Origin of the sequence: Bradyrhizobium sp. 40, assembly GCF_023100925.1 — a bacterium.
Classification (GTDB): domain Bacteria; phylum Pseudomonadota; class Alphaproteobacteria; order Rhizobiales; family Xanthobacteraceae; genus Bradyrhizobium.
This window is the reverse complement of record NZ_CP064688.1, coordinates 1,061,597-1,074,995: the sequence shown is the minus strand read 5'-3', so window position 1 is coordinate 1,074,995 and position 13,399 is coordinate 1,061,597. Positions and strand designations below refer to the sequence as shown.

General features: G+C 63.6%; 14 protein-coding genes. 4 read left to right on the top strand and 10 right to left on the bottom strand.

Annotation, left to right across the window (positions count from 1 at the left end):
• Nucleotides 1-3,117 (bottom strand): DEAD/DEAH box helicase, encoded by a 3,117-nt coding sequence (locus tag IVB40_RS05055; RefSeq protein ID WP_247818246.1) that lies wholly within the window; start codon nucleotides 3,115-3,117, stop codon nucleotides 1-3.
• Here IVB40_RS05055 and IVB40_RS05050 point away from each other — a divergent pair.
• Complete coding sequence (locus IVB40_RS05050; RefSeq protein ID WP_247818245.1) at nucleotides 3,116-3,346, top strand: hypothetical protein; 231 nt, start codon at nucleotides 3,116-3,118, stop codon at nucleotides 3,344-3,346. The genes IVB40_RS05055 and IVB40_RS05050 overlap by 2 nt on opposite strands.
• Nucleotides 3,347-3,505: 159 nt before the next feature.
• Here IVB40_RS05050 and IVB40_RS05045 read toward each other — a convergent pair whose 3' ends face one another.
• Complete coding sequence (locus IVB40_RS05045) at nucleotides 3,506-3,766, bottom strand: hypothetical protein (RefSeq protein ID WP_007595982.1); 261 nt, start codon at nucleotides 3,764-3,766, stop codon at nucleotides 3,506-3,508.
• A 121-nt stretch (nucleotides 3,767-3,887) separates the two neighbouring features.
• Here IVB40_RS05045 and IVB40_RS05040 point away from each other — a divergent pair, with 121 nt between their 5' ends.
• Entirely contained in the window at nucleotides 3,888-4,619 is a 732-nt protein-coding gene (locus IVB40_RS05040) for a DUF3750 domain-containing protein (protein WP_247818244.1), read from the top strand.
• A 277-nt stretch (nucleotides 4,620-4,896) separates the two neighbouring features.
• Here IVB40_RS05040 and IVB40_RS05035 read toward each other — a convergent pair whose 3' ends face one another.
• The 7 genes from IVB40_RS05035 to IVB40_RS05005 all read right to left on the bottom strand — a co-directional run bounded on the left by IVB40_RS05035 (nucleotide 4,897) and on the right by IVB40_RS05005 (nucleotide 10,102).
• Nucleotides 4,897-5,184: a DUF2934 domain-containing protein gene (locus IVB40_RS05035; protein WP_247818243.1), complete on the bottom strand. Its 288-nt coding sequence runs from the start codon at nucleotides 5,182-5,184 to the stop codon at nucleotides 4,897-4,899.
• A gap of 283 nt (nucleotides 5,185-5,467) precedes the next feature.
• Nucleotides 5,468-5,629, bottom strand: a complete 162-nt coding sequence (locus IVB40_RS05030; protein ID WP_081747976.1) for a DUF2934 domain-containing protein — start codon at nucleotides 5,627-5,629, stop codon at nucleotides 5,468-5,470.
• A 335-nt stretch (nucleotides 5,630-5,964) separates the two neighbouring features.
• Nucleotides 5,965-6,621: a hypothetical protein gene (locus IVB40_RS05025; protein ID WP_247818242.1), complete on the bottom strand. Its 657-nt coding sequence runs from the start codon at nucleotides 6,619-6,621 to the stop codon at nucleotides 5,965-5,967.
• Between the two features lie 14 nt (nucleotides 6,622-6,635).
• Nucleotides 6,636-7,130, bottom strand: a complete 495-nt coding sequence (locus IVB40_RS05020) for a type II 3-dehydroquinate dehydratase (RefSeq protein ID WP_247431337.1) — start codon at nucleotides 7,128-7,130, stop codon at nucleotides 6,636-6,638.
• 31 nt (nucleotides 7,131-7,161) lie between these two features.
• Complete coding sequence (locus IVB40_RS05015) at nucleotides 7,162-8,442, bottom strand: TRAP transporter large permease subunit (protein WP_027570444.1); 1,281 nt, start codon at nucleotides 8,440-8,442, stop codon at nucleotides 7,162-7,164.
• 58 nt (nucleotides 8,443-8,500) lie between these two features.
• A complete protein-coding gene (locus tag IVB40_RS05010; protein WP_106942116.1) occupies nucleotides 8,501-9,010 on the bottom strand; it encodes a TRAP transporter small permease in 510 nt (169 codons plus the stop codon).
• Between the two features lie 75 nt (nucleotides 9,011-9,085).
• Nucleotides 9,086-10,102 carry a TRAP transporter substrate-binding protein gene (locus IVB40_RS05005; RefSeq protein WP_247818241.1) on the bottom strand — a complete coding sequence of 339 codons (1,017 nt, stop codon included), beginning with the start codon at nucleotides 10,100-10,102 and terminating at the stop codon, nucleotides 9,086-9,088.
• Between the two features lie 223 nt (nucleotides 10,103-10,325).
• On the opposite strand from IVB40_RS05005, the gene IVB40_RS05000 reads away from it, so the two are divergent.
• Together IVB40_RS05000 and IVB40_RS04995 are read left to right on the top strand one after the other, a co-directional pair.
• Nucleotides 10,326-10,985 carry an FCD domain-containing protein gene (locus tag IVB40_RS05000; RefSeq protein WP_247818240.1) on the top strand — a complete coding sequence of 220 codons (660 nt, stop codon included), beginning with the start codon at nucleotides 10,326-10,328 and terminating at the stop codon, nucleotides 10,983-10,985.
• Nucleotides 10,986-11,018: 33 nt separating this feature from the next.
• Entirely contained in the window at nucleotides 11,019-11,918 is a 900-nt protein-coding gene (locus IVB40_RS04995; protein WP_247818239.1) for an SMP-30/gluconolactonase/LRE family protein, read from the top strand.
• A 45-nt stretch (nucleotides 11,919-11,963) separates the two neighbouring features.
• Here the strand turns inward: IVB40_RS04995 and IVB40_RS04990 are convergent, their stop codons facing one another.
• A complete protein-coding gene (locus tag IVB40_RS04990; protein ID WP_247818238.1) occupies nucleotides 11,964-12,683 on the bottom strand; it encodes an SDR family NAD(P)-dependent oxidoreductase in 720 nt (239 codons plus the stop codon).
• Nucleotides 12,684-13,399: the final 716 nt, after the last annotated feature.

The window sequence follows — 13,399 nt, the reverse complement described above, 5'->3', positions numbered from 1 at the left end:
TCAGGCGTCGAGGAGTTCGAGGAATTCCTCGACGCGCCTGAACGGGTCCTGATCACGGCGACCGGCGTAGACGACGCGGTCGCCGTCGCGCTGCAGTAATCGGCCATCCGACTTCGCCCTCGATTTCGGCAGCCGCCCCGGCAGGAACGTCGCCGCGACGGCCTCGGGACCGACATCGAGCCTGACGATGCCGCGCCGCTTGCAATCGATCCGGAGCCTGGCGGATGCGAAGAAGTCGCGGGCCTCCGGCGGCAGCCTGCCGAAACGACGCGAGATCTCCTCCTCCAGGTCTTCCAGATCGTCGTCGCTTCGGCACCTGGCAGCGCGGCCATAGATCTCGAGCCGGACCGCTTCCGATTGCACGTAGCCTTCAGGCAGCATGTCGGCCAACGGCATATTGAGATCGGGGACCCACAGATCGGCGCCGGTATCGCTGCCTCGCTCGGACGCCCGCTTCAGCAGATGACTGTAGAGCACGGGTCCGAACACCTGGACGTGGCCGGACTGCTGTTCCGAAAACAGATCGCCGGCGCCCCTGAGGTCGAGGTCGCGCTCGCTGATCGCAAAGCCGGCACCCGGCTTGCTGAACTCCTCCAGCACCGCCAGACGTTTCTCGGACTGCTCCGAGGTCGATTCCGTCAGCAAATGAGCAAACGCGCGCGTGCCGCCGCGTCCCACCCGTCCCCTGAGCTGATGCAGCTGTGCAAGCCCGAACTTTTCGGGCCAGCACACCACGATGGTGTTCGCGCGTGGAATATCGAGACCGCTTTCCACGATATTGGTCGCCAGCAGCACATCCGCCTCGCCATCGACGAAACTCATCATGCGGTCGTCGATCTCGTCCACGGGCAGTCTGCCGTGAAGACAGACGATGCGCAGCTCCGGCGCCACCGATTGCACACGGGCCAGCATCGGCTCCAGATCCTGGATGCGCGGGCAGATCAGGAAGCTCTGACCATGCCGCCTGCGCTCGCGGAGCAGCGCGGCGGCAATGGCAGCGTCCGACAGCGGCGCGATCCTGGTCACGATGGGAAGGCGATGAACCGGCGGCGAGGCAATCACGCTAAGATCCCTGAAGCCGGCAAGTCCCGCCGCGAGCGTGCGCGGAATCGGCGTGGCGCTCATCCACAGCGAATGAGCCCCCTTGGCGAGCCCTGAAAGCTTCGCCTTCTCCGCCGCCCCGAAATGCTGCTCTTCGTCGATGATGACGAGGCCAAGATCGGCGAACTTCACGTCCTTTGCCGCAAGCGCCTGCGTACCGACCACGACTTTCAACGTGCCGCGCCGCAGCCCCTCCTTGGTCTCTCGCGTCTCCGGGCCTGAACTGGCCCGCGAGAGGCTTCCCACCTCGATGCCGAGAGGGCCGAACCGTTTGCGGAAGGTTTCGACATGCTGCCGCGCCAGCACTGTGGTCGGCGCCGCGATCGCCACCTGCTTGCCCGACAGCGCCACGGCGGCCGCCGCCCGCAGCGCGACCTCGGTCTTGCCGAAGCCGACGTCACCGCAGATCACCCTGTCCATGGGATGGCCCGCCGCAAGATCGTCGAGGACGTCTTGAATCGCTTGGCCCTGGTCCACTGTTGTGAAATAGGGGAACCGTGCGACGAATTTTTCGTAAGCCGGCCCCGGCGGCACCAGTTTGGGTGCGCGACGGCGGAGGCGCTGGCTGATGTGTTTGGCGAGCGCCTTGGCGGCGACCTGGATTTCCGCTTCCGCCTCGGTGCGCCGCGCCCACCAGCTGCTGCCGTCCGCCTTGTCCAGCGTCAGCTTGCCGGGCTCGCCGGCATAAGGCCAGATCACCGCGAGATCGGACGGCGGTACGAGCACGGCATTGTCGCCCGCGAATTTGAGCCTGATCATCTCGCGTCGCGATCCCTTGCCCATGTCCAGGGTCTGCAAGCCGTCGAGCACGGCGAGCCCGCGTTGCAGATGGACAATTGCGGCGCCCTTTTCGGGCACGTCGGGATGATCGAACGCCGGGTTCCAGGCGCGCGCCATCGGCTGGGGATGATGGGCCCGGCTGCCGAGCACGTCGGCCGCGGTCACGACGACAAGCGGCTTGCGGCCGGCGCCAATGAACCCCGCGTCGAAATCGGCCAGCAGCGCGCCTTCGCGGCTCCGTGCCTTCGTCACCTCGCTCCAATCGGCCAGGCGCTCCGCTTTGATGCCGCTCATGCGCTCCATCGCGCGAAGGTCATCCTCGACGGCGGCGACGAACAGCAGCCGCGATCCGCCGCGCTGCATATCGGCGACAAAGGCGCGAAGCGCCTTGCGCGGCGAAGCCAGCTTCGAGAACTCCGGCGTCGAGATGAAGGCGGCCTTGCGCGGTAGCACGCTGATGCGCTTCTTCAGCTGCTTCCAGTCCGCCTGCCCCAGATACTCGCGCTCCGCGTCCCTGCGGCCGGCGGCGTCCTCGATCGTGCCCAGCCAGCTCTCGGCGTGGACCGATACCCCGGCATCCGCGATCCATCGCGCGCGGCTGCAATAATCAGGTAGCGTCGCCCGTTGTCCGCGCGTAGCTCCCAGCGCGATCCGTTCGGACATGGGATCGATGATCAATTCGGCGGTCTCGTAGACGACCTCGTGCTCGATGGGATCGACCGCGACGATCTTGCGGATCGTGTCTCCGGAATGCTCGATCCGGAAGGGAGCGAGCGCGCCGGCGGGAAACACTTCGAACGTCTTGCCATGGAACAGGACGCCGCCCGGATACTCCGCCTCTTCGTCGAGATCGTAGCCGAGAGCTTCCAGCCGCGTCTCCAGCTCGGGCCCGGAATAGGGTGCGCCCACCTTCAGCGTGAGGCTCGACCGCGACCAGCTCGCCGGCAGCGGCAGCCGTTCCATGATCGCTTCTGCGGTCGACACCAGGAAGACGGGTTTCTTTGCCTTGGCGAGACCCCGCAGCACCGAGCTGCGCCGGCCCGCGATCTCGCGGGAGGGCTCGAGGCCGTCGAAGGGCAGCGTGTTCAGGCGCGGAAACACCAGCACGTCGACCGAGGGATCGAGGGCGTGGATTACGCCGCCCAGCCGCTCTGCCCTGCTCTCGTCATCGCAGAGGAAGACGAGGCCGTCGCGGCCGGACTTCTCCCAGTGATCGAGCAGATGCAGCGCCAGCATGCCGAGCGGCGATGAGGAGGCGACCGCGGAATGCGAGGCGCTCTTGTCCGGGCGCTTGCTTGTCGAGCTCGTGCTTTTCGAACTCGTGCTCTTCGAACTCTTGCTTTTCGCGCTCTTGCTTGTCGAGCCTTTGCTTTTCGAACTCTTGCTTTTTGTCTTTATCGCGCCGGTCGTGGCCCGGGCTTTCCTGGTGGGCGCCAATGTGTATCCAACTTTGTTTCGCAAATAGAGGCGAGCGAGGACGAGCCCTCCCGTCGAGCTCCGTCGATAACGCGCCTCGGGCCTGAGCGCCCAATGACGTCATTACAATTTTGCAATTGCGTTGAAAAGCAGAGACAGGGGGTAAAGGCAAGCGGCCTGAACGGGCATAAGGCTAACCGGCAGGCAGCTATTGCAGGACCTTCGGCAGCACCACGACCACGTCCACGCTCTGCGCGAGGATATGCGTTGCGACCACAGCGAGCTGGTGCGAGAACTCGTCCTCGATCTCGGCTGCGCAGTCTTCGTCGCTGGCAATGGCAAACAGCAGATTGCCGTCGATTTCGTCGAACCGGATGCCGGCGAAGAGGCGATCGAAAATCTCGGCGCCCGCGATGTACGCGATTCGCGCCTGGATGGCCTGGTCCTCGACGAGCGACAACTTCCTCATGGACGCAACATATGGCCGCACCACCCGAATGCAAGAGCAGGAGAGCGCTGGCGCCGCGTGCCTTGCGAACTATATTGGTGACATCGTCCCGCCTGACCGCCGTTGGCCTTTGAGGAAATCCTTGATTCTGTTCCTGCTGCTGATCTTCCTGCCGATCGGCGTGTCGGCCGGCCGCTATTATTTGCGCGGCGACGGCCGCGGCAATTGGCAGACGGCGGATCGCTCCAGCGCCGGCCTGCTGCCGCCCGCATCCGCCAATCCCGACGCGCTGATCCGCGTGTTCGCCGCGCGCACGGTGCGCTGGCGCAGTATTTTTGCCGTCCACACCTGGATCGTCGTCAAGGAGAAGGGCGCCGCCACTTACAGCCGATACGATTACACGGCTTGGGGCGACCCGATTCGTAGCAACGGCTTTGCCCCCGACGGCCGCTGGTTCGGCGCCCTCCCGGAAACCGTCGTCGCCGTCGACGGCGCGCGGGCCGAAGCGCTAATTCCCAAGATCCGTTCCGTCATCGAGAATTACAAGTTCCGCGCCTATGGCGACTACAGCGCCTGGCCGGGACCGAATTCCAACACCTTCGTGCAGGCCGCGCTGGACGCCGTTCCCGAGCTGCGCGCGGTGCTGCCGCCGACCGCCATCGGCAAGGACTTTCCCTACAGCGGACGCTGGGCCGGCATCACGGCGTCCGGCACCGGGCTCAACGCCTCGCTGTCGGGCTATCTCGGCATGACCATCGGCTGGGTCGAAGGGGTCGAGATCAATTTCCTCGGCGCGGTGCTCGGCCTCGACATCCGCCGCCCCGCGCTGAAGCTTCCGGGCATCGGCCGCCTGGGTGTCGCGGCCGGCGCGTAAAGCATGACGGAGCAGTCCCATCAAAGTCGGTGCCCTCGCAAGCTTCCCGACATCACCCTTTCAATGTGTGCTTCAGGTCACAGCAGAATCGAGCGCCTCGGCCTAGAATGATCTTGCATGGCCGCAAACAAGGTAACGGCGGTACGCACCAGGCTGGAGAGGCGACCAACAGCTACGAACTTTTGAGGCCGCCAGGGTGAAGAACTCGGCGGCTTTTTCTCTGTCCGCGGAACGCGCGGCCGAAGCTTGTGTGCTGCCGATGTGGCTACCGGAACTTCTATCGTTTGTCTGAGGGATCCGAGAGCCTCCGCTGATCGCGCTCTTCTTCGATCTGCCGTTCGGCCACGAGCCAAAACTCCACGTCCCGATCGACCGGGCGACCGGCCTGCTCCCAGAGTTCGTACGCGCGCGCTCGTACCTTGCCGCGCCGCATCATGCGAAGCAGCTTTTGCTTCAGCTCCTCGGCGAAGTTCTTGAATCGCTGGACGGTGGTTTCGTCTTTGACGAGCGCAGCCGCTCGCGTTGCGAGTTCGATCTGGTGCTCTATCTTTTGCCGCTCGTCCACCGCAAACCCCGCCGTAGCCACGGGCCTGCGTCGCAGCCCGTGCTGCTCACAACCTCAATTCCTGCTGGAAGGCTCTGTTCCGCCTTCAATGCCAGGTCTTGCTAGTGCCACGTCGTGTCCGCTTCGACGATCACTGCTCTTGTTTCGGGATCTTCGGTCACGTTGCAGGTGCAGGGCATGCCCTCACCGCAGCGGCAGCCGCCCAATTCCTCGCACCAGGCGCGGAGCGGATGGTTTTCGCAGACCCATCCCAGACCGTGGCAGAATGGGCATCTCTTGTCGGTCACAGCGTATCCGGCGTCCGCATTGGGTTCGACTTGTCCTCGTTGCGCAACTCCTGCTCGGCCGCGTGCCAGAACTCTTCCTCGCGGCCTTCCGGCTTGCCGGCTCGCTCCCATAGCCGGTGCGCGCGTTCTCTGATGTCGTGATCGGTCGGCTCAGGCATTGCATCTCCTGCGAAGAGACACGGCCCCACCCTGGGGGGTATGGGGGCTTGGAGGCGGGGCCGTGCAGGCCAGCAAATCGGCGGCGACGCTGGCCCGCTGAGTCAAGCCTCGATGGTGCGCAAGAGTTCCTAGTTCGGAGCGGCGATCAAGCGAGCTCGAACGAAGCCGCCGTCGCCGCCTTTTGCGGACCCCGCGATGAAGCGGTGCACTCCCGACGCGGCGCGTTCCGCGGGTATCGGGATGCCACGTCAGCCAGCAATTCAAACCAATCTGGCGTCGAGCAGCAGGCAGCGCAAGCTCGAGCAGGTCAGCGCGGCGAGCGAGAACGTTGTCGTCAACCGAAATCCGCGATGCGCGCGTCGAGCGCAAACATGCTTTGATAAACTTCCGGCTCGCTCGCCCCGGCCATGACGTCGGGCGCAAGCTCGCTTGCCCGCTGCAAGGCAGCCTGCAACGAGGCGACGTCGAGCGCCTCGATCAGCAAAAGCCCCGCGAAGAAGCCCTCGTTCTTCCGCATGCCCTTTTCGGTCGTCCGCACCGACGTCCGCGCCTCATCAGTCGCGCCGATCTGCACGGCGGCAACCCCGTCGCACGCAACGAGCGCCTGAGCCAGACCCTGGAGATCTTTCGGCAACATCTCTATCCGGAGCGCCACGACCGAGGCGCCCTCGCCCCGCCCTCCCCGCACGATCATGGCACCGCCCCCCCGCATGAAATTGCCGAGCTTCGGCATGATGCGCTGGGACCACGGCGTCGGTGCGTTGAGGCGCGCCAGATAGGCCTCGCCGTCGAGGACCTCCGGCGTCTCCAGCTCATACAGAATAAAGAAGCGGTCGAAGTCGTCCCTTGCCGCGCGGAAGACACGCGATGCCAGGAAGCCCTTCGTCGTCACGCGCTCGGTCGTGTGCTCACGCGTCAGCCAGTGCCGGTAGTCGGTCAGGTCGTGAGCCTCGACGTCGCTCCAGATGGCAAGAAATCCCGTGCCGCGCATTGCGCCCTCCATGCTTACGCCTTGCCGCCGGCCGCAAGCCCGTGCAGAGCCGGTGCGATGGTCTGAGGCAATTGCCCCAACCGTTGGACGACCGCGAGCATCGCGGCGAGATAGCCATATGGACCGAGACCGCAAATGACCGCCGTGCAGGCACTCGACGTGATCGAATGGCGGTGCAGCTCGTCCCGCGCGTGGATGTTCGAGATATGCACCTCGATCTTCACACCCTCGAAAATCTTCAGCGCATCGATCAGCGCGATCGAGGTGAATGAATAGGCCGCGGGATTCATGATGATGGCGTCCGCGTTACCATGGGCGGACTGGATCAGGCTGACGAGCTCGCCCTCCATGTTCGTTTGATGGAACGACATCGAGACTCCGAGCTGATCGGCCAGCGCCTTGCAGCTCGCCTCGATCTCATCGAGCGTCGTCGAGCCGTAGATGTGAGGCTCGCGGATACCGAGGAAATTGAGATTGGGTCCGTTGAGGATCATGATCCTTGCGGCCATTTTCGTTTGTCCTTCTTTTGTGCCGACGCGTCTAGCCGGCAAACCATTTGGCCGGGATCGTCACCAGTCCCGGGAATAGCACCATCGCGAACAGGACGATCAGTTGCGCGATCATGAAGGGCCAGACGCCCTTGATGATATCCTCCATGCTGATCCTGGAGACGCCGCAGACGACATTGAGCACGATGCCCACCGGTGGCGTGATCAGGCCGATCGCATTGTTGATGATGAAGAGCACGCCGAAATAGACGGGGTCGATGCCCGCCGCCTTGACGATCGGCATCAGGATCGGCGTGAGAATGAGGATCGTCGGTGTCATGTCGAGCGCCGTCCCCACAATGACAACCACAACCATGATCGCGAGCATCAGCAGCGTGTTGTTGCCCATGAAGGGCTTCAGCAGGGTTACGACCTGCGCGGATATCTCGGACACGGTGATGAGCCAGGACGATACCAGCGCCGCAGCGACCAGGAACATGACGATGCTCGTCGTCACGGCAGAGGAGACGAAGATCGCGTAGAGCTGCGACAGCTTCAGCTCGCGGTAGACGCAGGTCGCGACGAACAGCGAATAGACGGCGACGACCACTGCGGCTTCCGTCGGCGTGAAGATGCCGAAGCGCAGGCCGACCACGATGATGACCGGCAGCATCAACGCCCAGAAGCCGTCGACGACGGCCTTGACGATCTCCGACCACGAGGCCCGTGGCGGCGGCGTCAGGTTCTCTTTCCGCACCACCCACGCCCAGGCCAGACAGAGCCCTGCGCCGAGCAGCAGTCCGGGCACGATGCCAGCCAAAAACAGTTTCGAGATCGAGACGCCCGCGGCGACGCCGAAGATGACGAAGCCGATGCTGGGCGGGATGACGGGAGCAATGATGCCGCCCGCCGCCACGAGGCCCGCTGCATAGGACTTCTTGTGCCCCGCCGCCACCATCATGGGCACCAGAAGGGACGCGAGCGCCGCTGCATCGGCAGCCGCCGAGCCGGACAGCGACGCGAGGATGCAGGAGGCAAGGATCGTGACATAGCCGAGCCCGCCACGGAAATGCCCGACCGCGACCAGCGCGACATTCACGATACGCTTGGCCAGCCCTCCCTTGTTCATGATCTCGCCCGCGAGCATGAAGAAGGGAATCGCCATCAGCGGAAAGCTGTCGGCGCCGTTGATGACATTCTGCGCCACGATCTGGGCGTCGAACATGTCGATCGTGCTCATCAGGGCCACGCCGCAGACGATCAACGCAAAGGCGATCGGCATGCCCAGCGCCATGGCGCCCAGCAGCGAGAAGGTGAAGACGGCGATCGTCATGACGCGATCCCGGTGGACTGCTGGATGTGGACGCCGCCTAGCACGGTTCGATGAGACATCAGTGCTCTTCCGATTCCTTGACGGCCACCATGTCGGATTCGCTCGCCTGTCCAGTGAGCACGCGGACGAGGTCGTAGAGAAGGATGACTGCGGCCGACGCGCCGAAAATCACGCCGACCGCGTAAAAGATGGCCATCGAGAGACCGGTCGCCGGCGCGCGATCGTCAATGTTGATGATGGTCTGGCGCCAGCTTCCCGACAGCAGCAGCCAGTCGGCAAACAGCATCAGGCAATAGTTGATAACGAAGCATATGCGCTTGCCAGAAGCCGGCAGCATCCGGACGAGGCTGTCGACGCCGAGATGGGCGTGCTCGCGAAGCGCGACGATTGCGCCCAGGAAGGTCAACCAGACCAGCAGCCAGCGCGACAACTCTTCGGAAATCGTGATTCCGGAGTTGAAGCCGTAGCGCAGGACGACATTGCCGAAGACCAGGACCACCATCACCGCGAGGCACGCGGCAATGACGGCCTTCAGGAACGTGCAATAGAGGTCGAGAACTCGCGCCATGCGTGACGTCCGGACAAATGAGGGGCGGAGCCGACCACTGGCCGACTCCGACGCCTGCGTGACAGCAGAAGTCGACTACTTCACGTCCTTGCGGATGCGCTCGACCTCTTCGTTGAAGAGCTTCACCGTCTCGGGACGAAGGCTGGCCGACGTCTTGTCCGCGACCGGCTGCGCTGCCTTCCGCATGCGCTCCGTTTCTTCAGGAGCGATCGCGTTGTACTGCATGCCCTTGGCCTGCAGCTCCGCCAGGGCCTTGTCGGTCTGGAGGCGGGTCTGCTCCTTCTGATAACCGCGGCTTTCTTCATAGGCTTCGCGCATCAGGCCCTGCTCGGTTGGCGACAGCTTGTCCCAGAAGATCTTACTCACCAGGATGATGTTCAGGGTGAAAGTGTGATTGGTGGCGGAAACGTACTTCTGTACTTCATAGAACTTGTTCGAGAGAATGACCGTGTAGGGATTCTCCTGGCCGTCGACGGTGCGGGTCTCGAGCGCCGAATACAGCTCACCGAAAGCCATCGGGACCGGATTTGCCTTAAAGGCACTGAAGCTTTCGAGATAGACCGGATTCGGAATCACACGAAGCTTGAGGCCGCTGAAGTCCTCGAGCTTGGTGATCGGACGGGTGCTGTTCGTGACGTTGCGGAAGCCCAGGCCCCAATATCCGAGACCAATAAGCCCCTTCGACGGCAGCGTATCCATCATCGCCTTGCCGAATTTTCCGGTCGCGAGAGCATCGGCCTGCTCGGTCGTGTTGAACAGGAACGGGAAATCGATCAGACCGAATTCCGGAACGACGGTGGCAAGTGATGTCGTCGAGGCCGAGAGCATCTCCTGGGTGCCGCCGCGCAGCGCGGATTGCTGCTGCAACTCGTTGCCGAGCTGTGAGGCCGCGAACTCGCGGACCTTCATCTTGCCCCCGCTCTTCGCCAGCAGGATCTCGGCGAATTTCTGCACGCCAAAGCTGACGGGGTGATCGGTGTTGTTCAGGTGTCCCCACCTGATCGTGCGCTCCTGAACGCCCTGAGCGGATGCGCCGACCGTCAGCGCCACGCAGATCGCCGTCGCAGACAGCGCCCGTACCAGCAAGCTCATCGTTTTCCTCCCTGTTCGAACGGGCGCGAACGGCGGCTTAAGCCATCATTTTTCGCACCCTCAGTCCATTTAGACATCACACATATATTTCTATGTCAAATGATGATATCTATTTCATATGATGATTTACTGTACGTCCGACATTTGAAATCTGCTATATTGCTGGCAACACTGAGCCGCCTCCGAAGTGGCTGACCGATCGCGACAGGTGGGATCAGAAGGCATGACGTCACTCGATGAACGGCCCCTGTCGGCGGGCGACAGTGGCTATCAGCGCATCCGGGCCGACATCATTTTCGGAGTGCTCACGCCATCCGGACGCCTCAAGCTCGACGCCATGAAGGAAGATTACGGCCTCAGCGTCAGCACACTGCGCGAGATCCTCAATCGTCTGACCTCCGAGGGTTTTGTGGTCGCCGAGGGCCAGCGCGGCTTCGAGGTGGCGCCGATCTCCATCCAGAACCTGCGTGAGCTCGCCGGTCTGCGCATCCTGCTGGAGCATCATGCGATGGCCGAGTCGTTCCGCGCCGGCGACGTGGAGTGGGAAGGCCGCGTGGTGTCGGCGCATCACAAGCTGGCGGCGACCGAACGGACCGTCCTCAAGGAGGGCGACGATCCCGAGCTGCGCAAACGCTACGACGGCGAATTCCACCGGGCGCTGATCTCGAGCTGCGGTTCGCGCGAGTTGATGCAGACCCACGCGATCGTGTTCGACAAATATTTCCGCTATGCGCTGCGCTACCGTGGCGCGGAGACGATCAACCAGCACAAGGCGCTGCTGGAATGTGCGCTCAAGCGCGACATCAAGAGCGCCAAAGCCGTGCTCACCGAGCACATCAACGGTTGCGTCGCGCACGCCCTCGCCTCCTGGAACGAGGACTGATCGCCCGGCTCGCGGCTGGAATCGGATATCGGGATGACCACCGACAAGATCCCCGCACATCGGGTCGAGACCGCGGTCGCCGCCGGCGATGTCCTCGGCGAGACGCCGTTGTGGTGCGACCGATCCCGCAAGCTGTGGTGGGTCGACGTCGACCGGCGGCTGCATCAATCGTTCGATCCGGCGACAGGCGCTCATCAGGTTGTTCCGTACGCATGCAACTTCCTCGGCAGTCAGGCTCTGACGGCGGATGGCTCCCACCTGCTCGCGCAGGATCTGGGACTTTATCGCCGCGCGTCCGATGACGGTCCTCCAGCTCAGCTCTGCGAGGTCGAGAGCGGCCCCGACAACCGCCTGAACGACGGGCGCGTCGATGCGCGGGGCCGGCTATGGATCGGCACCATGGACAACCAGCTGCATCGACCGAACGGGGCGCTGTATCGCGTGGACGCGGACGGCCGGACAGCGCGCATGTTCGGCGATGTCATCGTGACGAACGGCATCGCGTTCTCACCCGACAATCGCACGCTCTATTTCACCGATACGAGGCGATACCGAACCTGGCAGTTCGACTTCGATCTCGATGACGGCGTGATTGGCAACAGACGGCTGTTCGCGGATTACAGCACCTCCGGGGAGAGGCCCGACGGCGCGTGTATCGACGTCGCGGGCGGACTGTGGACCGCATTCTTCTCCGGCGGTCGGGTGATACGCTATCGGCCGGACGGCCGGATCGACACCATCATTCCGGTGCCGGCGATCAATCCGACCTGCGTGTGCTTCGGCGGAACCGATCTGAAGACCTTGTTCGTGACGACGGCCAGAAAGTTTCTGGATCGCGAGCAACTGAGCCGCGAACCCCAGGCAGGTCATGTTCTGGCCATTGATGGCATCGCACAGGGACTTCCAGAACACCGCTTCGGCAATTCATCCTGAACCTTCATTCTGAACCCGTGCACGGGCCATCGTGAACCGGCTCCGCTACCATCTCTCGCCGAAGGGACGAATCTCCAGCTCGAAGGTCCAGGCGCTCTTGGGTTGCTGACAGAGCATCCAGTAGGATCCGGCGACCGACGACGGCGGCATCAGGAGGTCGGGATTATCCAGCGCGTTCGGACCGAGCGCCTCGATCCGCCGCTGCCGGACCCATTCCGTGTCGACGCCGGAATCGATGATCAGATGCGCCACGTGAATGTTCTTCGGGCCCAATTCGCGCGCCGCCGCTTGCGCGACCGCCCGCAGACCGAACTTGGCGCTGGCGAAGGCCGCATAGCCGCTTCCGCCGCGCAAGCTCGCCGTCGCACCGGTGAAGTTGCCCTGGCCACGGGGCAGCATCAGGCGCGCGGCCTCGCGGCCGGCGAGAAAGCCGGAATAGCAAGCCATTTCCCAGACCTTGCGGAACACCCGTTCGGTCGTGTCGAGAAGGGGAAAGTTGACGTTGGCGCCGACGTTGAAGATGCAAACCTCGAGCGGCGCGTGCTTGTCGGAATCGCCGAGAAACGAGATGATCTGGTCTTCCTTGCGCGCATCGAGCGCGCGCGCGTGAATTTCGCCGCCGGCCTGCTCGATCTCCTTGACCAGCGGTTCGAGCTTGGCGCCGTCGCGGCGTCCCGCGAACACCGTAAAGCCCTCGGAGGCGAACTTCTTTTCAATCTCAGGTTCATACCCACCCCGGTCCCGGAGCTCGACGCAATTCGCCATCGGCGGCGCCGGAGAAGCCGACGGCAAAACAGAGGCAAAGACGAAGGCGAAGGCCCGCCGCAGGGCCGCCTGAGATGGCCGCGTAGCGCGAGCGCCGTTCGACGTATCCCGGGAAATGATGCGAGTGATCTTTCAACAGCGGACATGAGTTCTCGTTCTCGCAGCGCGTTTCGCCCGAGCTTTGCCTGGTCATTCCACCCTCTTGTCCAAGAGGGCGCAGGGAAGGCCGGGTGCCGGCTGGCACCCGCGGTCCGCTGCGCGAAGATGTAGCGCAAAAGAACCGCACAGCAGCATACAGGTGTAGCCAATCACTCGGCCTTCCCTGCGCGATGGTTGGACGGCTTATGCCGTGCTCTCCCGGGAGCCGAACTTTCCTTTTGGCCTCCCTCGCCTCGCGAATTTGGATGATGCTGTCCGCCCGGTTGGGCTCGCACACACCTCCGCGACAGCTTGACCGTAGCAACGACGGCCAGGACCACACGGTTTTGCCGTCGCACGGCCCGCCATTTCACCGCAGTTTTCCCGGCCCAGTCGACGGAGCCGGAAACTTACAGACGAGACGAAGCCTAGCAGCGCCGCTCGTCCGCACGCGGTTGCGGGCTCACAGGGACTACCCGCCCTGCCCGCACCATCTCGTGCCGACGCTGCCGCGTCCATCGCAAGCCCGGCTCGCAATCAAGACGACAACGAGATCGCCCCTCAAGGATGAGCCGGGA

Coding starts and splice junctions, on each gene's coding strand:
- IVB40_RS04995 (WP_247818239.1), top strand. CDS start 11,019: ATGACCACCGACAAGATCCCCGCACATCGGGTCGAGACCGCGGTCGCC.
- IVB40_RS05055 (WP_247818246.1), bottom strand. CDS start 3,117: ATGCTGGCGCTGCATCTGCTCGATCACTGGGAGAAGTCCGGCCGCGAC.
- IVB40_RS05050 (WP_247818245.1), top strand. CDS start 3,116: ATGCCGAGCGGCGATGAGGAGGCGACCGCGGAATGCGAGGCGCTCTTG.
- IVB40_RS05020 (WP_247431337.1), bottom strand. CDS start 7,130: ATGGCCGCAAGGATCATGATCCTCAACGGACCCAATCTCAATTTCCTC.
- IVB40_RS05010 (WP_106942116.1), bottom strand. CDS start 9,010: ATGGCGCGAGTTCTCGACCTCTATTGCACGTTCCTGAAGGCCGTCATT.
- IVB40_RS05000 (WP_247818240.1), top strand. CDS start 10,326: ATGACGTCACTCGATGAACGGCCCCTGTCGGCGGGCGACAGTGGCTAT.
- IVB40_RS05005 (WP_247818241.1), bottom strand. CDS start 10,102: ATGAGCTTGCTGGTACGGGCGCTGTCTGCGACGGCGATCTGCGTGGCG.
- IVB40_RS05025 (WP_247818242.1), bottom strand. CDS start 6,621: ATGCGCGGCACGGGATTTCTTGCCATCTGGAGCGACGTCGAGGCTCAC.
- IVB40_RS04990 (WP_247818238.1), bottom strand. CDS start 12,683: ATGGCGAATTGCGTCGAGCTCCGGGACCGGGGTGGGTATGAACCTGAG.
- IVB40_RS05045 (WP_007595982.1), bottom strand. CDS start 3,766: ATGAGGAAGTTGTCGCTCGTCGAGGACCAGGCCATCCAGGCGCGAATC.
- IVB40_RS05015 (WP_027570444.1), bottom strand. CDS start 8,442: ATGACGATCGCCGTCTTCACCTTCTCGCTGCTGGGCGCCATGGCGCTG.
- IVB40_RS05030 (WP_081747976.1), bottom strand. CDS start 5,629: ATGCCTGAGCCGACCGATCACGACATCAGAGAACGCGCGCACCGGCTA.